This is a genomic window from Gilvimarinus sp. 2_MG-2023, from assembly GCF_030547685.1.
Lineage (GTDB): Bacteria > Pseudomonadota > Gammaproteobacteria > Pseudomonadales > Cellvibrionaceae > Gilvimarinus.
In genome coordinates, this window is sequence record NZ_JAUOQM010000044.1 from 341746 (window position 1) to 365031 (window position 23286).

Consider the following 23286-nt stretch of genomic DNA (forward strand, 5'->3'; position numbering starts at 1 on the left):
CCTGCTTAATAGACGCCGGCTGAATGGGTGAGTGAGCTCCATCTGCTGCTCAGACTGGCGGCATAGGTAGGAACTCATACTTTCGATATCACCCGCGCGGTACCCAAGTGGCATAAGTGGTAGAAAGTAAGGATATTGAGCCTTTAAAGGCTTAATGTCCTGGCATTTAAGTGTTACCAATTCTTTAATTTTGAGTATCATGGACTTGATGCCGTTTGGGTTTTTGGGTGCCGGGCTTCAGATTATTACGCTGCTTAGTAACTTTCTTCGCGCTACTAGGTGTGTAATCCATCGACTCTTGACCGCCCATACCCACTACTAAGAAGGGATTGAAGTCTCCGAAATTCGAATCATGGTAGACTTCGAAATCTTTGATTGCTTGCTCGATTGTTCTTAAGCGACTGAGGGAAAAGCGTGTTTTTCGGAGTATCGTTGGAGTGATTTTTTTCTGGTTCATATCGATGCAATAAGCGATAGATTCTTGCAGCCATGAAGCCAGTATCCCAGGGCAACCCAGGGAGTGATTAATAAGAAAGCCAAAATCATCATTGATTTTTGGGTCTATAGGGATACCTAGGTGCCTCACTAGTGATGCATAGAACGTCGCAAACTCCCTGCGTTCGTCATCGTCATCGCACCGATATCGCGGGAAGTAGATGGGGCTAATACGGCGGGTTAATTGTTCATTGATATCTTCAAGGTGTCGTGCCTCATGAGTGCCAAAAAATAGCAAGCGGGTATCCATTGTGTTGGCCCATGTCTTCAGGCGATTGACATTAGCTTTTCTAGTTTTGTCAGGTAAGCCCTCGACGATGTTTTGGGATTCGTCCACTAAGATGGCAATAGGGCGCAGGGCTTTCACTCGCTTTCTTAACAAGTCCTGCAACTTAGCGATCCCTATCTTGGGGCCAGACCGCGTATCTCGTCCAATTTTCATGCCTTGATGTATGTGGTCTAAGTCTACTTTCGAGTCGACCTCGTCTTCGCCAAGTTCAACGAGAAGGTCGGCGAGAAACTCCCTCCATGGAAACGAATTTTCGGTCTGTGCTGGGGCTTCAACTACTATGGGGGGGTGCAGGTGATCTCTCCATCCATTTGATTGCTTGTCTTGTAGCTTATCCGTTAAAAAATTGATTAGTGTGGTCTTTCCAACACCGGTAGGACCTAGCACACTGGTTATCTCGTCATGACGCCCGTGTTGTATTTTCCGGAGTACCTTAGACAGCACGTCGCGGAAGTGATGGTGCTCGATAGCTACACCATTCTCCATCAAGGCAAGCAACTCTTCATTCATCATGTTCACCTTTAGATAGGCGGGTTGAAGGAAGCAATTCGAGTGAGTCGAAATCAATGGTCTCTGGAGAGAAGTAGGCATCTTCGTGCCGATCAGTCGTGGTGGTGAGTGATTGACCAATATTAAATTGGTTATGCTCGGCCTCGGCCTCATGGTGATGGAGCGTTACTGAAGTCTTGGGACCTTGCCTATAGCGCCGACCATGACGAAGTTTTCGTGAATAGACTTCCATATGGGCTAACTGAACTCCTTTGTCGTGGCACTCTCTGACTATGACATCGTTTGTAGTGAGCTTTACCCACCGATTTTCGATTTTCCCCCATATATATGAAATATCGTAAGGGTCAAATTTCACCGGAATCCTACATTTCTTGCCCGAGTACCCAGGCACCTTTACAGAGAGAAGGTAGTCGACATTGTTAAAGTGGAGTTGATTATTGGTAAGCGTTCGGCAGCCATCTTTGCTGTGGGCGTTGGGAAGTGTAGCTAGTATAAATGCGACTTCTGACTTGATTTTGGTGCCGGGGCACTCGTCAAATGTGGATAATGATCGGTCCCACCGAGATTGTGCTGTTTCACTTATACCTCGTCGCGCAATATGTGGATGCCGAAGGTACGCGTAGTCTTTTAGTGCTGTATTGAAAGTATCTGGTGTCCAAGATGCCCGTTTCGAGGAGTGGTGTGATGTGCTTTGTCCTCTCCCAAGCTTTTGAAGCTGTTTATTGCCTTTCAGGCAATGGATCAGCTCTGACTCGGTGGTACCAAAAACCCGCTCTATGATTGATCCGTGTCTACTCGCACATTTAGGTCTACGGCGTTTATGCATACCAAGGTCACTAATCGTGGCGTCGAAATAATTACTTTTGAAGTCTGGGCCGTGATCTGCAACTAAAAATAGGGGTAGCCTGCTATACCGTCGATAACACTCTCTCAAAAGCATCATGGTTGCTCGATATGATGGCTTCTCGAACGATATATAGACGGCTAGAATCTTCCGGCTGTGGCCGTCGTACAACGTACTTAGGTTGAGAGTTCCTTCTAGCGGCTCTCCGGTGATTTTCGATACTAGTGTCATTTCGACTGGCGTATGGTCCACGTGCACCACCTCGAATATGAAGTCGCCGTGGTAAGGGAGGTCCCAGTTGAGATCGATCTCTCGTGGCTCTGGTCCGAGGGCGTATGATGCTCTGAACCCCTGTTGTTTAAGAATGCGGTATTTGACATCAATTTTATTTACACGTTTATAGAAAGCATTAAGAGAGCAAGCTGTAAGTCCGAGCTTGTCACAGTCCGCCTTGAAATCCCCATATACTTTGTAAGTGGACGGAGGTGAGGGTTGAAGAAGTGTTTTCTCTATATGCTGATTTATTAGGTCCAGGACCTCTGGAATTAAGCGAGACTCTCTATTTCCGCGCTGATCTTTTTTTGAAATTAATCCTATAAGTGGGTCAGACGATAGCTTGGCGCTTTTTTTCCATCGATTTAGAGTTCGGGCACTAACGGGCGCTTGTTGTTCAGGTGGTCTTTTCAGTATGGCTTGGCGTGTTAGCGCTTCATCAATTTGATGAGCTTTGTATGAGCATAAGATATTCTCTGCTCTAAGACTTTCCAGGTATCGTGAATCTTTAACGTAAATCTCTTGCAGGCTAAATGCTTGGGTTAGATCATCGTCCGTTAATGTAACTAACCGTGATTCTCCCCTTATGGTTAACGAAACGTTCGGATAGTCATTAACGTTCAAGACCTCCCATTCCGCTCCCTGCCACCAAACTGAAGGTGAATCTTTTAGTTGTCTTATGCTGACTGCAGCTACTAGTTGCTCCTCTTTAGTAAGGCGGTTTACAGCATCCATATATGTCCTGTCGTAATATACCCAGACGAATTCCGGTTGACATAATAGTTGGGCATTGAGGTCTACAAAAATCTGAGAGTGAAACAGCGCCTGAATCACAGCGGGTTGTGGAAAGGCATCATTGATGTCATTTAGCCTGAGCCGATTTCCTGACCTTCTGATGGCTTGGACTACTTTCTCTGAAATGATTTCATCATGAATTTTAAGATCGTCTATAAAGTTGAGTAGAAATATGCAGTTTCTTGTGAACACAGGTGTGAAATCACGATCTGTAGAGATCACGTGTTTTAGACCGAGCTCGTTCGCCGCAGCGACGGCTGGTGGAGACGCATAACCTTGGGCAGTTTTTATAAACCTGTTGGGATTATCTACAACGGCTTTCTCTAGAAACGAGACCTTTTTACATTCCACCAGATGCACTCCATCCTTTCGTACAACGAGAAAGTCTGGGGTCTCAAGATGTGTGACCTTTTTTCCATGTTTATTTCTATAGCTGATCTTGATCGCCTCAGGTTGGTCATAGTAGGCGATGACGGTCGAGCTAAACTCGCACCATAGTAGAAACGGTAGTTCTGCCGCTCTAGATTCTGAGTTCTGAGTCCATTTCATCTTTCGTGAAGCTATTGTGTCGTGGACGCTTAGATAGCGGCCATTCGGGAGGCGACTTGGCGCGTTGGAATTGATCACCCGACTTATATATGCGATGCCTAAACGCGGTATGACTCGAGTACGGAGGTAGAGTTTAAACTGTGAAATAGTGAACATAGGTATCCCTCTGCTCGAGGCTTGGCGCTCGTCGATTGGACGAGTTTAGGCTTCGAACGAAAATTCGAGTATGGGTAGCTTGACAGGACTCTTTAGGAAAGGGATACTGAACCTACAACCACGAAGGTATTCCCTTCCCTAAAGGCCGGAGCAAGGAATTGTTTCGGCTTTTTTGTATCTACATGATTAATTTCCTCACGGTTACTTTCCGATTATTGACCTGATTCGGGTCAATTGCTCATCATTAATTCGGCCTAAACGACCCGCCAACCAATGCATCAGCTCGTACTCTTTCGATTGTGCATGCATAGGTATAATGACTTTACGGTGTGAAATACCTGCTGCGGTATACAGCGCTTGAGATTCTTGCTCTGACAACCTCAACTCGACAGCGATAGCATCAATAACCGACCTGCTAGGAGGTGCTTTACCACCATGCATAACACGGGAAATGTAGCCGGCATCTATTCCAATTCTTTCTGCTAAATATCGCTGACTAAACCGCCGTTCAACTAGATACCGCTTCAACTGTTGCCCAAACGGGGTCATCACAGGTCACCCACTGCTGTTTTTTCTTTAACCTTCACATGATGACAAAAAACGCACAAAAAATCAACAACCCACTGATTTTAAAGGATTTTTTTATGATCATATAATGATCCTAAAATTGATATTGCTTACCTTAAAAGCCTTTCAATGTACAAAAACTTTCTTAATTTCAATTAGATACGTAATTAACAATTCAAGTTTCTAACACGACTTTATTGCCGACGAGCAGATATTTTTCCTGTTCATATTTTGCTGAAAAAACAAGGAGGAGGAAGGCTAAAGCATTTAAAAGTTGACCATTTTTTGCTCATGCCTTAGCATAGTTAGTGCTAGTTAACCTGAGAGGAGAATTGTATGGTTGGCCCAAGACTTCGTTGAATGAAAACAGCAAGCTCCTACTTCTAACTGAAACTTAATATTTCCACTCATTTTATTTGTTCCGTGCTGTAAATCCGCGCATGAGTTTGAACAATGCAAAATAAGTTTGAACAAGCACGTGAATGTTTAGAATAGGCTATCGACAGGGCTACGAGCGCCAGCACGACGCTGGCCAATGACGTGAGTGTATATTTCCGTGGTCCTCAAGTCAGAATGTCCGAGCAATTCTTGTACTGTGCGGATATCGCTACCGTTAAGCAGTAAGTTTGTCGCGAATGAATGCCGAAAAGTATGCGCGGTGACTCGTTTATGGACTCCACTGGCTTTAACGGCTTTGCGTAAGTTTTTGGCAAAGGCTGTTCCGTGTAGATGATGCCGGCAAATATAACCATCATAGGGATGTTGGCAGCGAGTCGTAGAGGGAAACAAGTATTGCCAGGCAAAATCAGTTAACGACTTACCGTATTTTCGGTGCAGGGCCGGAGCAATCGAGGTAGATCCATATCCTTCAGCTAGATCGGTTTGGTGCGTTAGTTGTGCCTGTGCGATCTGTTGTTGAATAGGGGAGATAAGTGCCTCTGGTAGCAACGTATATCGGTCCTTCGCTCCTTTCCCTCTGAAGATGTAGATAGATCGGTTATGAAGATCAACGTCTTTTACACGTAAGGACAGCGTTTCATGAATACGGAAACCACAACCATAGAGTAATGCTGTAATAAACCAATACTCTCCTCTGAGTTGTTCTAATATGGCGGATATTTCCACGGGAGCCAGTACCGTTGGGACATTTTTGGGCGTTTGGCGAAACCGTACTGCAAGTCTTCAATTTCTCGCTCAATTATGTATCTGTATAAAAAGACAATCGCACAGAGCGCTTGATTCTGAGTCGCAGCACTAACTTTGCGATTAACCGCGAGGTAGCTCAGAAACCTTTCTATTTCTGCGTTCCCCAACACCTCGGGGTGTCGTTTATCATTAAACAAGATGAAGTGACGAATCCAGTAAAGATAGGTCTTTTCTGTGCGTAAGCTGTAGTGGCGAGTACGAAGCTCAGTTCGGACCCGCTCAATGAAGGGTGAGGGTTTCACAGGCAACTCCCATTATACTGTATGTATATAAGGGGTATCCACTTAGCTCCACCTCTGTCAACATGTAGCATATGACTATTCCATCTAAATCGCTTACAGCCGGTCAAGATTACCCCCAATCTTGGAGCCAATTTTGCGGCTGGTTTCACGATGAAATAAGCTGCGTTAACTATTTGTTGAAAATGCGATGGCCAGAAGAGTTTACTTGCCCCAAGTGTGAGGCAAAGGGCGACCCTTATCAGTTGAGCCGTAAGCGCCTGATGTGTCGCTCATGTCGCTATCAATGTACGGTTACCGTGGGTACGATTTTTGAGAAAACACGTATTCCTCTGAGAGATTGGTTTGCCGCGGCATGGTATATCACTAATCAAAAAAATGGAGTTAGTGCGCTCGGGTTGAAGAGCGCGCTAGGCTTGGGTAGCTACCAAACCGCCTGGTCTATGTTGCATAAATTAAGAAGAGCCATGGTCAACCCCCTTCGTGATAAGTTAGGCGGCGTTGTGGAAGTCGATGAAACCTTTCTTGGGGGGCCGGAGACCGGCAAAAGAAGCTCCGTACAGTACACCGCAAAAAAAGTTACAGTTATTATTGCTGTTGAGGTACTTGCGCCCAAAGGGTTTGGTAGGATTCGATTACGACGAATTTCGAGAGCGTCAAAAGAAAATGCCCTGTCTTTTATCCAAGAGGAAGTTGAGAAAGGCACCATCATCCAAACCGACGGCTCTCCTATTTATCATGCCTTGCCGGATTTAGGGTATATTCGCGAGAAAATCGTTCATCTTGGAGCCAAGGACCCCGCGCATATCACTATGCCCGGAGTGCATAGAGTGGCATCATTGTTGAAGCGCTGGTTACTGGGTACATTTCAGGGCTCGGTAAACAGTGAGCATCTGGATTATTATCTTGATGAGTTTTCATTTCGATTTAACCGACGCGCCTCCAAATCTCGCGGCCTATTGTTTTATAGATTATTGGAGCAGTCAGTCATTACTGCTCCAATAACGTACCAAGGGATTAAAATTAGCAAACACAACATATAGTAGTTGGTGGAGCTAAGTGGATACCCCTTATGTATATACAGTTTTAATGGGAAATTGAACAAATTCAAGTGTAGGGTACTATGAGTAACAAGTTTAGTGGTCTTTGTTTTCCCAGGCTCCCAATTCTAACCCTCTGAAATGTATGTATATTTTTTAATTCGTTGAGTGCATAGAAGACCTCGTTGCGGTCTCGTTAAACACGATGGCTTCGTTTTTACAGTGATAGCCTGTAGAAAAATATGTGCTAACTCCTTGAATTTGATATGATTTCTGACGATAAATGGACGAAAAACTGGCGGGATGTTGTGTTGTATAATCGGAATTCCGTCTAATACACTGTTGTACAAACCCGCTGCGCGGGGGTGGTAACCCTTAACCCCAAAAAAGAGGACACGGAATGTCCGAACGAGCTTTACAGGAAATTTTTCAATCACAGTACGATGAATTGTTGTCGAGACCGCAACCGCTTAAAAATCTGAAAGCTATCGACGCAATTTCACAGTGCCGAACAAAGGCCATGGGAAGCAGCTTCTTTCAATGCGCGTCTCTGCACAAGCCGATCGAACTCAATCACTCCTGCCGACATCGAAGTTGTTTCTTGTGCGCTCAGAAAAAGCGTGTGGAGTGGATTGAAAATCAAAAGCACCGGTTGTTCCCCTGTGCACATTTCCACGTTATTTTTACGCTACCGCACGAGTACTTATCGCTGTGGCGATACAACGAGCGATTTTTTACTGACCTGTTGTTCTCGGCCAGCCGCGATACGTTAATGCTCATGGAAGATTCAAAATACCATGGCGTGACCCCTGGCATTATGACGGCACTGCATACGTGGGGGCGACAAATGAATCTCCATCCACATGTGCATTGTTTAGTGTCCGCCGGGGGCTTAAAGGGCTCCGATCAATGGAAAGAAGTAGAGCAGTTTCTACTGCCTATTAAAGTCGTGAAGAGCCGATACCGAGCTATGGTGCAAAAACGGATTATGCAAGCGATAGAGTCGGATGAATTGATTTGTCCTCCCGACCAATCCTGGCAGAAGATACGCCAGCATTGGTCTGCCCTATGGAAGAAGGAATGGTCTGTACGTATTGAAAAGCGTTATGAACATGGTAAAGGCGTCATGCTCTACCTGAGCCGCTATCTAAAAGGTGGCCCCATGAACCCAAAGCAAATACTTTTTCGCAATGATCATGAAATACGCTTTCGTTACCTTGATCACCGGGACAAGCGCAAAAAAGACTTGCGCCTGCCCCTCGATGAATTCGCCCGTCGCTTACTCGAGCACGTACCGCAGGTAGGGCTGCACACGTTCCGGTATTATGGTTTGTATGCGCCAGCGACGAAGCGCCGCCGCTTACAGGCCTATAGATGCCTAAACTGCGCGCCCAAAAAACGATATAGCCCCCTCAGTACAGATGTGGTACTTTCTTGTTCTATATGCGGAGCCCCCGCTAGGCGGACGCACAGTTTTTGGAAAAATCAGGCGTCAAAAGCAATTTCCATAAATAAGAACGCGAACCCGACCTTGGGTGCGGGGTTTATACAACAAGACGATGAAGACATCCCAGTCGGAGGCAGGTCGTTAGATACGTCCTAAATGAGTCGCATGATTCATTTTTTTTGGTTCCGACTGCGATGCTTATCTAAGCGTTTATGCGTAAATGCATCAAAGTAAACTATGGCAAATAATTGGAATATTCCAGCAGAGCTAGAAAAGGAAGTTCACGAGCGAGACAAAGCCTGCGTATATTGTGGTAACTTGTTTCTGTCCTATAAGGAATCAGTCAAAGGTTCTGCAAGCTGGGAGCACGTTATTAACGATGCCTCTATAATCAACAGGGAAAATATCTGCCTATGTTGTCGCGGCTGCAACGCAAGCAAGGGGCAAAAGAAGCTTTCTGTTTGGTTGCAAACTAATTACTGTAAAGAGCGTGGCATTACACCAGAGTCAGTTGCTCCCATAATAAAACAGGCAATTGCAAATGGTCAGTAAGGTCACGCATAACAATACGTGTCAGTCGGATAGTTTGTTCCGTGGCTCTTTTTTTGCTGATCGCTACGCTAGCAAAAAACGCCACTCCACAAACTACCGCTGCACTCTGCGTTAGCTCATAGGAAAGGTCGCCGAATGTCTTACGTAGTTATAGATACTAATATTCTATATTCATTGGTTCAGATATCCCCGAACCCTAAAGTAGACGCTAGTAGTATTCTAAGTTATCAATTGGCTACTACTACGGCAACGTTAATTGAGACGATTTCAAAATTTCGCGGAGACCTACATTCACTAAAAGCTTGTTTGCGTCCTATTGTTAACGAAGAATATACGCTGCTAAGTGTTGGGCACGCGCCGCTATCTAACGAAATAATAAAAGCTATCTTCAACGCTGGAAGTCTCAGTGACGTTCAAGATGTAATTGACCAGGTTGTTTCTTTAAAGATCTCGAGGGAGGCGGAATTCCTTCGGTTCGTTCTTATCACGGTAATTGTAGGGGTAGCTGAATTTCTCAAGGAAGAAGGATACAAATTTGAAGATCAAGATTTATCGCTAAAACAAACACTCCTCACTCGAGCAATGCTCGAAAGAAATTTTGAATTCTTTGAGAAGTACTTTCAACAGGAACTAAGGAAAGGGTATAGCGAAAATAATGAGCAAGCAGCAGCGCTCGATGCGTTCGCAGTAAGGCTATCGTCGCTAATCGATGTAATTATATTCAATTTCCACATGGTTAAAACTGGATTGCTGCCGTGTGACTCCAATAGCGAGGAGGGTGCCGAGAGATTGAAAAATAGCATTAGCTCAGACGCGAAAAGGAAAAAAATAGCCAATATCACCGAAAACCCATTGAGCTATTTTTCCAAGAAGAAATACCATGAGGTAGTTGATAGCTACCTCGGCCAAGTAAGAAATGAGCTGACAGGGAATGAAAATATGACAAGCGAAGCTATGGAATACTTAGTTTCAAAAATAACTACCATGTATAAGCAAAAGGCAAAATTCCAAAAAAACGATGTCTTTGATTTTTTCATGCTGTTCTCTCTGCACATTCCTAATGCACGCTTGGTTACACTCGACAGGAAGTTTCTGTCATTGCTAAAGTCAACAGATGATAAAAGTTACGCGCTCTGCGAAACCCTTGGGTTCGTGAGCTAACGCCTTTCTCACCAGTAAATTACGCGCTACGCTCCTAATTTACTGGTGAGAAAGGCGTTAGCTACCACCATTAACATCATCAAACTAGAAGAGGTAAGTAAACTATGAATAAAAATCTAGAAGATTTTTTGAGAGATACTTGTGGTCTAGAAAATTGGCATCCAACTGCACAGCAACTGGCCGCTATCGAGAAAGATATCAATGAAGCGATTCGAAGCGGTAAGACTTTAAGTCGTACGGATTGCCAGAATATAGTTGTTAAGCACTGCGGCTCCGTCCGTATGTTAATGCTAAAGAGTGCAGACAACTCTGACTTAAATACCTTGCTTGCTCTAGCCATAAAAAAAGGCTCTTCTAAGTAATGACGAATGAGCAGGCAGTTGTCGAGGCTGGTAAAGAAATAGCGAAACTTAAAGCCTCGTATACGGAGTACATTACTCCCATAGTACTGGTATACCAGCAAAATAATACTGAACCATCTTTATCTCAGCTTCTTGAATGTCAAAGATTGGGCAATGACTATTTTAACTATGTTGAGCGGTTCGTAGGTGATTCAGACTTGCTTGGGGCTCATGCTAAAGGGAAGTGGGTCACCGGATTGGCTGAAGATTGCAAGGTGATTTTAGAGTCATATTTTCTGCACGCAAAGTTTATTCTTAGCTGGAATTCAATTTTAGGGAGCCATGCAAACCCTGCAAGTAGCGCGTTTTCAAATATGCAGCGCATGGTTTTAGAGTACCTCCCAAAAGCTCAATCTGGAGCCTTAAAGTCCCAGTTTGAGAAAAAGAACTTACCAACACAAGGTTTCGATATGCCTGCGAGATCAGACAAAGTAAAAATTCCAAAATGGCAGTTAATAACTAGCTTATGTGTTGGGTGTGTTGCACTTATCGCGAGCGTAGTTATTGCTTTAATGCTCCCGAACCCAACGGCATATCAGGCTTTTATCTTGCGCGGGCTATTTGCAATTGCTCTCGCATCTATAGCTTCAATTATTCCCGGGTTTTTAAATTTAGAAACTGGTTCCAAAAGCCCAGCTGCGTATTTTGGTATTTATGCAGGGGGAGCGATAGCAATCTTTGTTCTCATCTGGCTAATTAATCCGCCAGAAATTAGTGGTGACAATTCAGATAGCCAGTCAGCTGTCGAACAAAGTAGCTAACAAGCGCTTGCAGTCTGACGCCAAAACCTCCGCGTTTTTGTGTTACTCGCTGCGCTCAAACATTAACACAAAGCCGCTCCAGTTTCGGCGTAGCTGAAGCGGGCGTTAAATATTCGGCCCGAATTGACTGCCAATGTCAAAAGACAGTGTTTCGATGGTCTATACAAAAACTGCGAAATTTGTTCAAACTTATGTGGTATATGTTGTTCAATGTTATGTTGAACGGGACGGCTTTAGGGGTCTACAGAGGAATTTTGTTCAAGCTATTGAACGAATTTACACGTGCTAAACGGAATTCAACCAGATCAAAATCCAGCTGTATAGGATTCGAGATCCAAGCTTGAGGAAGTACTCCTGTTGGCTTCTCATTGCAGATGAGCTTTTTGATGCTCAACCTTGCAAAGACAAACTAACCCCCGATCTGTTCGAGCATCTCTAAGGGGCAAACAAGTCTAAGTCATCGTCAAGCAAACCTTCACGAAGCGCCAACACGTGAAGCCCGTTATAGTTGATCGGCTGAAGGCTAACCGCGGCGAGTGTCAGGACGTCATCCTGAGAGACTTTGTAGCCTAAAAAATGACACATCTCTTGTAGTTTTATGCGGTCAGCCGACCATAAAATTTGATCCAAATGACACGGGGTCAACTTCATACTGCTAATGCCTGCAGATACATTCGTCCACACCTCAGGACAATAATTGACAATGCGAAGCTCGTTACCCTGTTTTTCGGCACCCCCAACAAGTCCATGATCTTTAAACATCAAAAATCGGTCCAGTGAAATCGCAATAGGAAGGGTAACCTCTGGGTATCGTTCGATATCGACACACACCTTTCCAAATATTTCTGGACAATATGGGAGGTCCCGATACTTTTTACTGTCAAAGGCTGTGAGCGCTAGATCTCGAATGTGGGCTTCACGGCTTGAGTGTAGATAGTAGTGTTCACGTACATCAATCAGCGACTGGTCGCCTAAATGCGACAGGCGCCGCAGCATGACAAGCAACTCTGAATCTTTGGCGCAGCGCTTATCGGAGACATGGTACGGGTAGATTTGAATCACATGATGCGTCTGCAGATACACATCCCGAGAATCGTCAATGACAACAATGTGATTAGCCGAGTAGCCTAACGCTATAAAAGGATCAATGCTCTTATACTTGCCTCCACCACGAGGCGTCAGTTTCTCTCGGCAAATAACGGCAACAAACCTATCTAGGCTAACTCCACATAAGGGCAGCACCACATCAATGTAACGCTCCGTTGCGGTAGTGCACAGTGCCAGGTCATATCCCAGTGCTCGTGCGCCGTCTAAGAATTCGAGAAGATGTGGCCTTGGATAAACTTTAAGTAGTGAATCGTCCTCTACCGGAATTCCACCATTTGGAAGCTCATCGTAAAACTCCTGTTTGGATACTTTGCCACCAGACAGCATATTGATCATAGGATCGTAAGTGGGCATATGAAGCAGCGTGTTATCCACGTCTAGGACCAGTAGGCGCCTTGTTGACTTTCTATCTTCCAAGCTTTACCCCTAAACCTAAGTCAGCCAATATTATCCCTTGATTTTGAGCAACTCAAATAGTCAATATACACGCTGAGTTAATTACTAGGTAGTCTTGCTAGGCTCCGTCTGGAAAACCACACCATTTGCAGATTTCTATGCCTCCAACTACAAATGGCCTGAATTCGATCACCATTGTGTTTCATATGAGTAGGATCATTGAACATATGAACGTTTGAGCCGTACAATAATAAGACTTCATGGTCGCTTGGGAGAGGTTCTTGTACAGTTGGTTCGGGACCCGGGCATTACTTGGTAATCAGGTAGGCATTTTTAACATTGATGGCCAAAAGGCCTACGGCGGTATATTGTGCCCGATACTTCCATTGGAGTCAGGCAAAGATCAGGATCGACTATTTATCTGCCAGCAGCTCTGGGAAGGTGGATGCACTGGATTCAATCAGGATTCGAGCCTGATGTTTGAGCTGAATACTTTTGCTCTGGCAAGTATCGAGGTATTGCGAGTTCTAGCCTGTCCCTGGTTGCTGAATCAATTATGTGTTTTAGATGCCCCTATATTTGTGTCAGGATGGTTATATATCAGAATTGATATATATGGAGTTCCAAAAATGCCTTCCGTTAAGTTTGAAAATATTTTTGATGCCGTAGCTGACAACAAGGACGAATCTAACGAACTGCAAACTCGTGCTAATCTAATGATTGCCATTAGAGATGTTGTTATTGATAAAGGCTGGAAACAAGCCGAGGCGGCGGAAAAGCTCGGGCTTACACAGCCGCGAGTTAGCGATTTGATCAATGGAAAAATTGACAATTTTTCCATTGATCTACTGATGACCTGTCTTTATCGACTCGGCTATCGCTCTAAGCCGGAGTATAAAAATCACAAACTCACTATACCTCGATAGTCTGTAAACTACCTACGATTATCTCCACTTCTTGGCTGAGTATTGAAGGCGATCGCGATCTTGGAAAGTTGTCTGTTCAGGCCTTTCTTTTAGAAGGGTTGTCGTTATAGCGATCCCAGCCCGAAAAACGCTGAAAGCGGCCAAACTATGGTCCCAACTGATGGCCAAACTATGATCCCCCGCACACTTGATATATTACGTACTGTATTACATACCATGTATATACGTACTATATTATACCGCCACATGAAGTAAGAACAGCTACAAAATAACATTAAATAATCACGAGTTATTTAATGTTAAGTCGATTTCAAAGCGGATTCCTCCAAAAATCAGTACGAATTCGGCGCATTCCAACCCATCACGATAATACCCATACCGATCAATGCGACACACGCGCCCAGCCAGTCCATAGAGGAAAGCTTCACTCCATCAACGGCACGAAGCCAGACTAACGCTGTAGCAACGTAAACCCCACCATAGGCCGCATATACGCGACCACTGGCAGCGGGATGCAATGTCAGCAACCAAACAAACAGTCCAAGGCTTAATGCGGCGGGCAACAGAAGCCACACAGAGCCTTCCTTGCGCAGCCAGAGATAAGGCAAAAAACATCCTACGATTTCCGCAATCGCGGTGAGCACGAAAAGGCCAGCAGTTTTCATCAAAAGCATACGTTATTTACTCCGGGATTTTGTCAGTTGGGCAGCATCATCGAATAGGGTACAGCGCGGCTCTGAACTCGTGTCGTAAATAAATACAATCAAGTCCTCTGCACGCTCGAAAATCTGGAATGTATCGTAAAGACAGCAAATAGTACGACAACCGTGAATTGACCGAACAAACTTTGCCAAGTGGATTTCAACCCAATCCAATCAACCTCAAAAGAAATAGGTAGTGGTGAAATTCCGATGATTGCGGCCTCTTGTAAGGCAATTACTCCTTTGCCTATCAATACAAATGATAACCCTACGAGTAAATAGGTAGTCACGGAAAAGAAGCGACCAATCGGAAGTTTGATCGAGTAGCGCACCATCGCCCACGCAATCACAGACAAACAAAGCGTGCCAACCACGAATCCGCTGAGTATGGTGGGTGTTTGCGCCGGTAATGATTGTGTTAACAGGGCTTCATAAAACAACACCGTTTCAAAAACTTCTCGGTAAACGGCGACAAATGCTAACCCTGCAATGCCCCAGAGTGTCCCCGCTTTTAAACGCTCGGTAACGTGTTTTTGAATGTAGGATTGCCATTGGGCTGCATGAGTTTTGCTATGCATCCAAACGCCAACATAAAATAACACCAGGGCGGCGGCGAGAGCGGCCACACCTTCCATGACTTCTCGACTTGCTCCGCTAATACTGATAAATGAGCGAGCGGCCCACCAGGTTATTCCACCGGCTACAAGCGCGCTTACCCAACCGGCGTGCACGTATTTGAGGGCATCTCCTCGATCAGAACGTATTAACACCATCGCAAGTGCGAGTGTGACCAGCAACGCCTCCAAACCTTCTCGTAACAAAATAATTAAACTTGCGCTAAACAAGGTCGCGTCGGATAAGGCGTCTGCAGACAACAGTTGTTCAGCGCTATCGAGTTGAGCGAGAGTGGTGTTCAAACTCGTTTCAAGTTGCTCGCGATCTGCGGTGTTTCGGAACTGTTTTCTCAGCGCCATCATGTTGGCTTCAATTTGCTTTCTAAGATCCTGGTCTCGTGTATCCAGGCTGTTTTCCACCAACTCAAACCCGTCCAGGTAGGCGCTTACCGCCAGTCGATTTGCCTCCTCAAATTGACTGTTTTCATAGGCTGTGCGAGCTGCCAATAACTGGTTTCTGGCGATGCCCAGCGGCGACCGTGAGGACGAAAAAAGCGCCTGGGGTGAAGCACGCAGTTGCGCAACTTTTTCTAGCGTATTGCTATCCCCGTTAGCCAATTGGCTTGGGCTATGGTTTATTAATCTCTCGAGAGTCAAACCAGGTGTACTTGCGATTACTCCTGATTTACCTTCAAAAGCCAAACTCCCGGCATAGAATGCCAGCGACCAGCGTTGTTGTTCACTCAATTGCTCGTAAGCCACCATGGCGGTCTCGTCGATGCCATTCGAAATAGCATCGTATAGTCCGAGAATGGAACGATTTAAGGCACGTGCTCTGTCGGTGAAATCCGTTGGTGGCGGCTCCAGCCCAGCGCTTGCAGGACCATTGCCTTTTCCTTGGGTGCCGTGACACGTGGAACAATGCGATTGAAACAGGGATTGGGTTTCAGTCATTGGCAAAAGTTGCTGAGTCAGTGCAGTCTGCGGCATGTGTTCCAGCAGGTCAGAGCGAAACTGGCTGCACAATTGTTGTATCACAACAGGCGATTGCTTTTCGAGAATCGCGGTTTCCAGCATCTGCGCCTTGGATATCAACGTGTTTACCCCTGAGGACTTTGCCTGCTCTACCAGGATGCTGGAGAACTCCAGCATTTCCTGATACTCCCCGTTATTAATGACCTCACCGTTGTCCACCGCTTCCGGATAATCCACGCCCACGTATTCGGCGAGCTGAGCCATTTGCCGATAGTCTGGAATTGATGTGTCGGCGATGCTATTGACCGTATACAAAGAGAGTAATAGCAAGACGGCCAAATGAATTTTAAACGTACAAAGCTGGGAAAAAGGCACGGTACAACCTCGAAGCATAGATAAAGAATGAGAATCACTCTCGATTATAAAATCTATAGTTAGTATAGAGTCAACATCCCCCGGAGATTAGTTGAATCCGTAAGCACCGATCGATTGAGTACTACTCATGAACGTGCTCTGCGTTCAATTCATCCCGGCAAGGCTCATCGCAAAGTTCAAACTCGACCGTTGTGTGGCTTAACTCAAACTCAGCCAGCGCATCCGACAGGCGACGTTTTAAATTTCGTTGATCCTCCAGTGATACGTCTGCTTCGAGTTCAATATGAACCGTTAATACATGGCTTTCTCCATCCAGTGACCACAAATGCAAATGGTGAAAATGTTTAAATTCAGGGATGTTCTTTAGCTTCCCTTCAATTTTTTCGGCAATGGTTTGATCAGGTACACCCTGTAAAAACAGCTTTAATGTAGCGCCCACATTCTTGATGACATTCACCAGAATAAACAAGGTGAAACCGATCGCTAAAATCGGGTCGAGTATTGGCCACTCAACAAACATTAAAACAATAGATACTATAAATACCGCTACCCATCCCAATACGTCCTCTAACAAATGCCAGTTAAGGACTTTCTCGTTGAGCGTTTTTCCTTTGCTGAGTTTAAATGCGGCGAATCCATTCACGGCGATACCAAAAATAGACAGTGCGAGCATGCCTTCTGTCACGGGCATTTCCGGATTGAAGAGTCGAGGAATGGATTGAAATAACACCCAGCATGAACCGGCGACAAGGACGATACCGTTGATGAGTGAGCCTAATAACGATAAGCGTTTATAGCCGTAAGAAAATGAACTGGAAGCCGGTTTTTTTCCTAGCTTTGCCAGCACCCAGGCCAGCCCAATAGAAAGACTGTCTCCAAGGTCGTGAACCGCATCTGCCATAATCGCGGTACTGTTGGTCAGTATGCCACCAATAAACTCAATGATTGTAAATCCGACATTGAGAAAAAATGCCCAGCCGATTCTTGCGCTGCTACTGTCGTCGTGTGAATGAGAATGCATTGCCCCTCCAGCGGTGTATCTGTGGTATTAACGTGAAAACGGAATTGACCCCGGTTTTCACCGGGGCCAGACGATTATTTTTTAATTTTTTTCTTCCTGCGATGTACCCACTGATACAGTACGGGCAAGACTAACAGCGTTAGAATCGTTGAAGAAATAATGCCTCCGATAACAACCGTTGCGAGTGGTCGTTGAACTTCCGCGCCGGTACCGGTGTTCAAAGCCATCGGCACAAAGCCAAGACTTGCTACCAAGGCAGTCATCAATACTGGGCGCAATCGAATCATCGCCCCGTCGATAATTGAGTTGGTTAAATCCCCAGTTTCATGCCAGAGTTGGCGAATAAAGGCCAGCATCACCAAGCCGTTAAGTACAGCTACCCCGGAGAGCGCGATAAATCCAATCCCTGCGGATATCGACAGCGGCATATCCCGTAAATAGAGCGACACGACACCACCCGTTAATGCGAGCGGCACGCCACTGAAAACAATCAATGCATCCTTCACAGATGCGAAGGCCATTACCAATAGCCCCAAGATTACCAATAGCGTTAGCGGCACCACGATGGACAAACGCTTACTGGCAGACTCCAGTTGCTCAAACGTGCCACCATAGTCCAGCCAATAACCCGGCGGAATATCGGCTTTTTCACGAATGCTGGCTTGCACCTCTTTTACAAAGCTACCCAGATCACGACCTCGTACATTAGCGGTGACCACGACGCGGCGCTTACCATTCTCACGGCTGATTTGTGCTGGTGCCGGTGAGATATCCAAAGTTGCGACTTCTTCCAAGGGAACATAACCGCCATTAGTGAGTGGCACTGGTAAAAATTTCAAACGGTCGATATCGCGACGGGTTGTTTCCGGCAAACGCACAACCAATTCGAAACGCCGGTCTCCTTCATAAATAATTCCGGCGGATTCACCGCCGATGGCCGCGGACACCCAATCCTGAAGGTCCGCCACATTCAATCCGTAGCGACCCAGAGCAGTGCGATTCGGGATAACGGAAAGTGTCGGCAAGCCCGTGACTTGTTCAACTCGAGCATCCGCTGCGCCGTCAATCGAATTGACGACCTTAAGAATGTCGTTTGCTGTGATGACAAGTTGATCCAGGTCATCACCGAAAACCTTGATGCCCAAATCCGCGCGCACACCCGAGATCAATTCATTGAAACGCATTTGAATGGGCTGCGTGAACTCATAGTTGTTCCCCGGCAGCTCCTCCAATGCACGCTCCATTTCCTCAACAAGTTCGCCTTTGGTTTTCGTGGGATCGGGCCATTCGCTACGTGGTAAAAGTGTCACAAAATTATCGGCAACGTTGGGCGGCATGGGGTCTGTGGCCACTTCCGCTGTGCCGATTCGCGCAAAAACTTTATCCACCTCAGGAAAGGCTTTGATTCTCCGCTCCAGAATTTCTTGCATTTCCACGGCTTGCTCCAAACCGGTACCTGGTATACGCATGGCGTGCAGCGCAATGTCACCTTCGTTCAGCTGGGGGATGAACTCAGAGCCAAGAGTGGATGCCAACCATAAACAAAACACCACGAGCACAGAGGCAAAGCCGACGACGGCCCAGCGAAACTTCAGCGCAAGTTTGAGCAGGGGTTGATAGGCCCATTTTGCTTTGCTGATAACAATGCTTTCTTTTTCACTGATTTTGCCATTCATGAACACGGCAACAGCCGCAGGCACCACCGTTAACGAAAGCACCATGGCCGACAATAGCGCCATCACCACGGTTGCCGCCATCGGATGGAACATCTTGCCTTCAACACCGGTCAGACTGAAAATCGGGATGTAGACAATGGTAATAATGGCCACGCCAAATAAGCTGGGGCGAATCACTTCCGATGTTGCATCAAAAACGGTATTCAATCGTTCACGTAAATCCTGCCGACCGTTTTTATGTTGATTCTCGGCCAGACGACGAACGCAGTTCTCAACGATAATGACCGCGCCGTCGACGATCAAGCCAAAATCGAGCGCACCCAGGCTCATCAGATTGGCTGATACGCCCGTTTTTACCATGCCGGTGATGGTCATCAACATAGCCAGCGGAATGACCGCTGCGGTAATCAAAGCCGCTCGGAAATTACCTAATAAAAGGAATAGCACCACGATAACCAGCAGCGCACCTTCCATCAGGTTTTTAGACACAGTGGCAATGGCTTTGTCGACCAAAGCGGTACGATCATAGACGGCTTCAGCCACCACGCCTTCCGGTAACGAGGCTTGAATATCATCGAGCTTGCTCGCCACATCTTGAGCAACGGTTCGTGAATTGGCCCCGATCAGCATCATGGCGGTACCCAATACCGTTTCGTTGCCATCTCGCGTTGCGGCACCAGTGCGCAGCTCTTTTCCAATCCCAATCTCGGCGACATCTTTGACCTTGATCGGCACGGTACCCTGTTCGGATATGATCACATTGCCAATATCGTCGACCGTTTCGAGCTGGCCGGGTGAGCGTACCAACAGTTGCTGACCGTTTGTTTCGATATAGCCCGCTCCGCGGTTATCATTGTTGGCCTGTAATGCTTGTACGACGTCTTCAACGCTGACTTTATAAAGCAGTAGTTTCGTGGGGTCGGGCATTACGTGGTATTGCTTGTTGTAGCCACCAATGCTGTTGACCTCGATGACACCTTTCACTTGAGCGAGCTGAGGTTTGATAATCCAGTCCTGGATTTCTCGCAATGCTGTGGCGGTATAGGGTTCACCATTGGCCATGCGGGCATCGGGGCTAGCTTGTACGGTGTACATAAAGATCTCACCCAAGCCGGTAGAAATAGGTCCCATTTCCGGTTCAAGCCCAGGCGGTAAGACGCTTTTAATCGCTCCGAGTCTGGCGTTAATTAAGTTGCGAGCAAAGTAAATGTCCGTGCCTTCCTCAAACACCACGGTGACCTGGGACAAGCCATAACGGGAAAGCGATCGCGTATACGAAAGGTTCGGCAAGCCGGCCAAAGCGGTTTCCACGGGATAGGTAATACGCTGCTCTGACTCCAACGGTGAATAGCCCGGTGCTGCGGTATTAATTTGTACCTGTACATTGGTGATATCGGGTACCGCGTCAATCGGGAGTTTTTGATAGCTCCATACACCCACGCCGACAATGACAAAAATAAAACATAAAATCAGTAAGCGCCGCTCAATAGCGAGACGCAAAAGTGAATCAATCATGATGCGCCCCTTTTAGTGTTCGTGTTCAGCTTCGGATTTTTCGATATCAGCTTTAATTAAATAGCTATTTTCGCTGACGTATTCATCACCCGATTTAAGCCCATTGATAGCTTCATAGAAGTGATCATCCTGCCGACCCAGTACAAGCGGCGTAAAGGTATATTCATTACCTTGCTTAACAAAAACGCCCTGGCGGCCTCCCAAAGTTTGCACTGCATCCTTCGCAACGGCCAGAGACACGGTAAAGCGACCGACCTCTATCTGGGCTTCTATCATGAGCCCGGGGGATAAAGACTGTTTGCTGTTATCCAGCTTGACTCGCGCCAACTGATAAGGAAATTCCATTGATGGCACGACATGGTTCACCTTGGATTCAATGTTGCCATTGGTCGTCAATACATGAACAGATTGACCTTCAGTAACTGAGGACTGCTGTGCGGGATATACGCGCAGCTCGGCCCATACGGTGTCAAAATTGGCAATGGAAAACAGAATTTGATCCTGGGTCACTTCTCCAGTATTGGCATGGCGCTGCATAATACGACCAGAAATAGGCGAGCGTATCTGGTAGGTCTTGAGGCTTTCATTGGACTCAATTTCTGCCAACACATCACCGGTTTTTACGCGGTCGCCGATTGTGAACTGAACCGACTTGACTACCCCTTCGAAGCGGGCACGCACATGACTTAGTTGTTCTGGCGCTGACACCACCGTACCGTAAACGGTGATCGTTTGGTGAAGTTCTTGAGAGCCTGCTCTTGCAGTGACGATGCCCACTTGTCTAGCCATCTCTCCATCAATACGGCTGCTGTTCTCCTCTTCGTGCCCAAGCTCATCCTCTTCGCTACCATGACCACGCTCATCATGATCGTGACCGTCGTCATCGTGATCAACATGATCCTCGTGCTCTTCGTGGTCACCCTCGTTATGATGCGGTGCATGCTGTTCGGTGGCTTCATGTTCATGGTCGTGGCCATTTTCCGCCCAAGCGCTTAATGTGCCTAACAGGACAGTCGGTGCAAACAGCACGCCGAAGACAATGGCTTTGTTTTTAGAGGCTAACTGAAAAAACAACGTCGTTAATCCTTTCATTATTTATCTCCCTTATTTTTTTTATTTTCGTTGTCTTCAGCATGATCGCCGTGTTCATGATCCTCATTGTGATCGTTTTTGGACGTCTTTTTGTGATCAACATGGTCGCCATGTTGCTTGTGATCACCCTCTGCGTGGTGTTTTTTATGGTTTTCACTTTCTTCATGCTGATGATCGAGTTTGTGATCGTCAGCCGCATAGAGGTAAGTACTTAAAGCAAGGGTTAACACTGTGATTACTGAGATAATTAAATTTTTCATAGTCATAAATTCCTGAGGCCTGACGGTGGTCAAACCTGAATAAAATGGTTGAGTTATTGATTAAGGGCTTCGCTGGACAGCTTTTCTATCAGTGCTTGACTGATGAGTGCTGTCGATGCCGCATCGATACGCGCCTGTTTGGTTGCAAGCAACTCCTCTTGAGCTGCAATCAAATCCAGATATCGGTAACGCCCATTTTCGTAGGCTTCACGGGTCAGTTTGAGTGCGTTTTCCAGTGCCGGAATCACCTCATTTTGGGTTTTATTGGCCGCTTCGATACTTTGCTTTCTCAGCGAATAGGCCTCAAAAAGTTGAGCATGTAAGCGTAAAAGCAGATCTTGGCGGGCATAATCCACCGCATTGCGGTTTGCTAGAGCGGCTTTCACTTCGCCACTACTGCGTTTATTGGAAAACAAAGGAATGGAGAGGCCTGCGGTAAACGCTGAATCGCCTGTCTCTTCAAAGCGTTTGATGCCCGCTCTCCAGGTGAGATCACTGCGTCCGCCAGCCCGTGCCAGCGTCACTTGCGCGTCCTTGATTCGCGCCTCACTTGCAAATACTTGGATAGCCGGTGATGTCTTCACCCGTGCATACAGCTGCTCGAAGCTCTGGTTAGGACCAAACTCAAACAAGCTGCCCTCCAGCTTGGTGAACGCGGAAGAGGTATCACCCCAAAACCGCGACAACTGGACTTTTTGGCGTTCGAGCTGTTCCACCAGCGCAGCTAGACGGATTTCGGCCCGCGCGACGGCAGCTTGGGCGCGCATGACTTCCGCCTCCGGTGTGGCTCCCTGTTTGGAGCGCATTTTAACGGTAAGCAGCAATGACTCGGATAGCCCCAGTGATTCCTCGGCCAGCCGAATATTGGCCTGGGTTGCTAAACCTTCCACGTAGATCGCAGTCAGTTCGCCCAACACATCAAGTGTGGCAGCTTGCTGTTCCCATTGTGCTTGACTGATGCGAGCGTCAGCGTAGGAAAGACGAGCCTGACGTTTCCCGCCCAGTTCGATCACTGAAGACAAAGCCAGAGTGGTTTCCGCTGAATCAAATCCCTCGTTGTTGCCCGATCCAGCAAAGTTTTCGACCTCCAGCTCCAATCCCATCGCTGGGCGTAAGGCACTGGTTTGCCGTTGAGCATTTAACGCTTCTTGGGTGAAGCGGTATTGATAAAGATGTGGATTGTGCGCCAACGTTCGAGTTAGCGCCTTGTTCAAGGTTAGCGTCGCATCTATGTCAGCTGCGTTTGCAGTGATGGTCAAATTGCAAAGTAAAAACGCAAGCCACACACAGGGCTTAAGACACCTGTTAAAAGTGGTATATCGCATGGATAAGTCCTAATGTAA

General features: G+C 46.4%; 20 protein-coding genes. 7 read left to right on the forward strand and 13 right to left on the reverse strand.

What is annotated here, in order from left to right:
• Positions 1-184: 184 nt before the first annotated feature.
• From Q4526_RS10775 to Q4526_RS10795, 5 genes are all read right to left on the reverse strand, one after another.
• Positions 185-1294, reverse strand: coding sequence for an ATP-binding protein (locus Q4526_RS10775; RefSeq protein WP_303609622.1), 1110 nt, complete (start codon positions 1292-1294; stop codon positions 185-187).
• Entirely contained in the window at positions 1287-3755 is a 2469-nt protein-coding gene (locus Q4526_RS10780; protein WP_215977082.1) for a TnsA endonuclease N-terminal domain-containing protein, read from the reverse strand. Before Q4526_RS10780 ends, Q4526_RS10775 begins: the two co-directional genes overlap by 8 nt.
• A 357-nt stretch (positions 3756-4112) precedes the next feature.
• A complete protein-coding gene (locus Q4526_RS10785; RefSeq protein WP_303609630.1) occupies positions 4113-4460 on the reverse strand; it encodes a helix-turn-helix domain-containing protein in 348 nt (115 codons plus the stop codon).
• Positions 4461-4964: 504 nt separating this feature from the next.
• The gene (locus tag Q4526_RS10790; RefSeq protein WP_303609623.1) at positions 4965-5603 is read right to left on the reverse strand and encodes an integron integrase; all 639 of its coding nucleotides are present in this window, start codon (positions 5601-5603) and stop codon (positions 4965-4967) included.
• Positions 5582-5926: a phage integrase N-terminal SAM-like domain-containing protein gene (locus tag Q4526_RS10795; RefSeq protein ID WP_215977084.1), complete on the reverse strand. Its 345-nt coding sequence runs from the start codon at positions 5924-5926 to the stop codon at positions 5582-5584. The genes Q4526_RS10790 and Q4526_RS10795 overlap by 22 nt, the downstream gene beginning before the upstream one ends.
• Before the next feature lie 71 nt (positions 5927-5997).
• On the opposite strand from Q4526_RS10795, the gene Q4526_RS10800 reads away from it, so the two are divergent.
• The 6 genes from Q4526_RS10800 (at position 5998) to Q4526_RS10825 (ending at position 11285) form a co-directional block, all read left to right on the forward strand.
• The gene (locus Q4526_RS10800) at positions 5998-6966 is read left to right on the forward strand and encodes an IS1595 family transposase (protein ID WP_215977085.1); all 969 of its coding nucleotides are present in this window, start codon (positions 5998-6000) and stop codon (positions 6964-6966) included.
• A 397-nt stretch (positions 6967-7363) separates the two neighbouring features.
• Complete coding sequence (locus Q4526_RS10805; RefSeq protein ID WP_215977086.1) at positions 7364-8566, forward strand: transposase; 1203 nt, start codon at positions 7364-7366, stop codon at positions 8564-8566.
• An 81-nt stretch (positions 8567-8647) separates the two neighbouring features.
• Positions 8648-8962 carry a hypothetical protein gene (locus Q4526_RS10810; protein WP_215977087.1) on the forward strand — a complete coding sequence of 105 codons (315 nt, stop codon included), beginning with the start codon at positions 8648-8650 and terminating at the stop codon, positions 8960-8962.
• 135 nt (positions 8963-9097) lie between these two features.
• Complete coding sequence (locus Q4526_RS10815; RefSeq protein WP_215977088.1) at positions 9098-10123, forward strand: hypothetical protein; 1026 nt, start codon at positions 9098-9100, stop codon at positions 10121-10123.
• A gap of 104 nt (positions 10124-10227) precedes the next feature.
• Positions 10228-10485, forward strand: a complete 258-nt coding sequence (locus Q4526_RS10820; RefSeq protein ID WP_215977089.1) for a hypothetical protein — start codon at positions 10228-10230, stop codon at positions 10483-10485.
• Positions 10485-11285: a hypothetical protein gene (locus tag Q4526_RS10825; RefSeq protein WP_215977090.1), complete on the forward strand. Its 801-nt coding sequence runs from the start codon at positions 10485-10487 to the stop codon at positions 11283-11285. The genes Q4526_RS10820 and Q4526_RS10825 overlap by 1 nt, the downstream gene beginning before the upstream one ends.
• 435 nt (positions 11286-11720) lie before the next feature.
• On the opposite strand, the gene Q4526_RS10830 is transcribed toward Q4526_RS10825, so the two are convergent.
• Positions 11721-12809 (reverse strand): HAD family hydrolase, encoded by a 1089-nt coding sequence (locus Q4526_RS10830; RefSeq protein WP_303609624.1) that lies wholly within the window; start codon positions 12807-12809, stop codon positions 11721-11723.
• Between the two features lie 260 nt (positions 12810-13069).
• Between Q4526_RS10830 and Q4526_RS10835 the strand changes: the two genes are divergently transcribed.
• Complete coding sequence (locus tag Q4526_RS10835) at positions 13070-13714, forward strand: helix-turn-helix domain-containing protein (RefSeq protein WP_215977092.1); 645 nt, start codon at positions 13070-13072, stop codon at positions 13712-13714.
• A gap of 332 nt (positions 13715-14046) precedes the next feature.
• Here Q4526_RS10835 and Q4526_RS10840 read toward each other — a convergent pair whose 3' ends face one another.
• From Q4526_RS10840 to Q4526_RS10870, 7 genes are all read right to left on the reverse strand, one after another.
• Positions 14047-14388 carry a YnfA family protein gene (locus Q4526_RS10840; RefSeq protein WP_018416671.1) on the reverse strand — a complete coding sequence of 114 codons (342 nt, stop codon included), beginning with the start codon at positions 14386-14388 and terminating at the stop codon, positions 14047-14049.
• Positions 14389-14477: 89 nt separating this feature from the next.
• Positions 14478-16379, reverse strand: coding sequence for a cytochrome c/FTR1 family iron permease (locus Q4526_RS10845; protein WP_303609625.1), 1902 nt, complete (start codon positions 16377-16379; stop codon positions 14478-14480).
• A gap of 121 nt (positions 16380-16500) precedes the next feature.
• Complete coding sequence (locus Q4526_RS10850; RefSeq protein WP_018416673.1) at positions 16501-17400, reverse strand: cation diffusion facilitator family transporter; 900 nt, start codon at positions 17398-17400, stop codon at positions 16501-16503.
• 74 nt (positions 17401-17474) lie between these two features.
• The gene (locus Q4526_RS10855; RefSeq protein ID WP_215977094.1) at positions 17475-20591 is read right to left on the reverse strand and encodes an efflux RND transporter permease subunit; all 3117 of its coding nucleotides are present in this window, start codon (positions 20589-20591) and stop codon (positions 17475-17477) included.
• A 12-nt stretch (positions 20592-20603) separates the two neighbouring features.
• The gene (locus tag Q4526_RS10860) at positions 20604-21683 is read right to left on the reverse strand and encodes an efflux RND transporter periplasmic adaptor subunit (protein WP_215977095.1); all 1080 of its coding nucleotides are present in this window, start codon (positions 21681-21683) and stop codon (positions 20604-20606) included.
• Positions 21683-21943, reverse strand: coding sequence for a hypothetical protein (locus Q4526_RS10865; RefSeq protein ID WP_215977096.1), 261 nt, complete (start codon positions 21941-21943; stop codon positions 21683-21685). The genes Q4526_RS10860 and Q4526_RS10865 overlap by 1 nt, the downstream gene beginning before the upstream one ends.
• Before the next feature lie 53 nt (positions 21944-21996).
• Positions 21997-23268 (reverse strand): TolC family protein, encoded by a 1272-nt coding sequence (locus Q4526_RS10870; protein ID WP_215977097.1) that lies wholly within the window; start codon positions 23266-23268, stop codon positions 21997-21999.
• Positions 23269-23286 lie beyond the last annotated feature (18 nt).

What these genes read in the sequence shown, in the direction of transcription:
- Q4526_RS10775 (WP_303609622.1), bottom strand. Translation starts at nt 1,294, where the DNA reads ATGAATGAAGAGTTGCTTGCCTTGATGGAGAATGGTGTAGCTATCGAG.
- Q4526_RS10780 (WP_215977082.1), bottom strand. Translation starts at nt 3,755, where the DNA reads ATGAAATGGACTCAGAACTCAGAATCTAGAGCGGCAGAACTACCGTTT.
- Q4526_RS10785 (WP_303609630.1), bottom strand. Translation starts at nt 4,460, where the DNA reads ATGACCCCGTTTGGGCAACAGTTGAAGCGGTATCTAGTTGAACGGCGG.
- Q4526_RS10800 (WP_215977085.1), top strand. Translation starts at nt 5,998, where the DNA reads ATGACTATTCCATCTAAATCGCTTACAGCCGGTCAAGATTACCCCCAA.
- Q4526_RS10805 (WP_215977086.1), top strand. Translation starts at nt 7,364, where the DNA reads ATGTCCGAACGAGCTTTACAGGAAATTTTTCAATCACAGTACGATGAA.
- Q4526_RS10810 (WP_215977087.1), top strand. Translation starts at nt 8,648, where the DNA reads ATGGCAAATAATTGGAATATTCCAGCAGAGCTAGAAAAGGAAGTTCAC.
- Q4526_RS10815 (WP_215977088.1), top strand. Translation starts at nt 9,098, where the DNA reads ATGTCTTACGTAGTTATAGATACTAATATTCTATATTCATTGGTTCAG.
- Q4526_RS10820 (WP_215977089.1), top strand. Translation starts at nt 10,228, where the DNA reads ATGAATAAAAATCTAGAAGATTTTTTGAGAGATACTTGTGGTCTAGAA.
- Q4526_RS10825 (WP_215977090.1), top strand. Translation starts at nt 10,485, where the DNA reads ATGACGAATGAGCAGGCAGTTGTCGAGGCTGGTAAAGAAATAGCGAAA.
- Q4526_RS10840 (WP_018416671.1), bottom strand. Translation starts at nt 14,388, where the DNA reads ATGCTTTTGATGAAAACTGCTGGCCTTTTCGTGCTCACCGCGATTGCG.
- Q4526_RS10850 (WP_018416673.1), bottom strand. Translation starts at nt 17,400, where the DNA reads ATGCATTCTCATTCACACGACGACAGTAGCAGCGCAAGAATCGGCTGG.
- Q4526_RS10855 (WP_215977094.1), bottom strand. Translation starts at nt 20,591, where the DNA reads ATGATTGATTCACTTTTGCGTCTCGCTATTGAGCGGCGCTTACTGATT.
- Q4526_RS10860 (WP_215977095.1), bottom strand. Translation starts at nt 21,683, where the DNA reads ATGAAAGGATTAACGACGTTGTTTTTTCAGTTAGCCTCTAAAAACAAA.
- Q4526_RS10865 (WP_215977096.1), bottom strand. Translation starts at nt 21,943, where the DNA reads ATGAAAAATTTAATTATCTCAGTAATCACAGTGTTAACCCTTGCTTTA.
- Q4526_RS10870 (WP_215977097.1), bottom strand. Translation starts at nt 23,268, where the DNA reads ATGCGATATACCACTTTTAACAGGTGTCTTAAGCCCTGTGTGTGGCTT.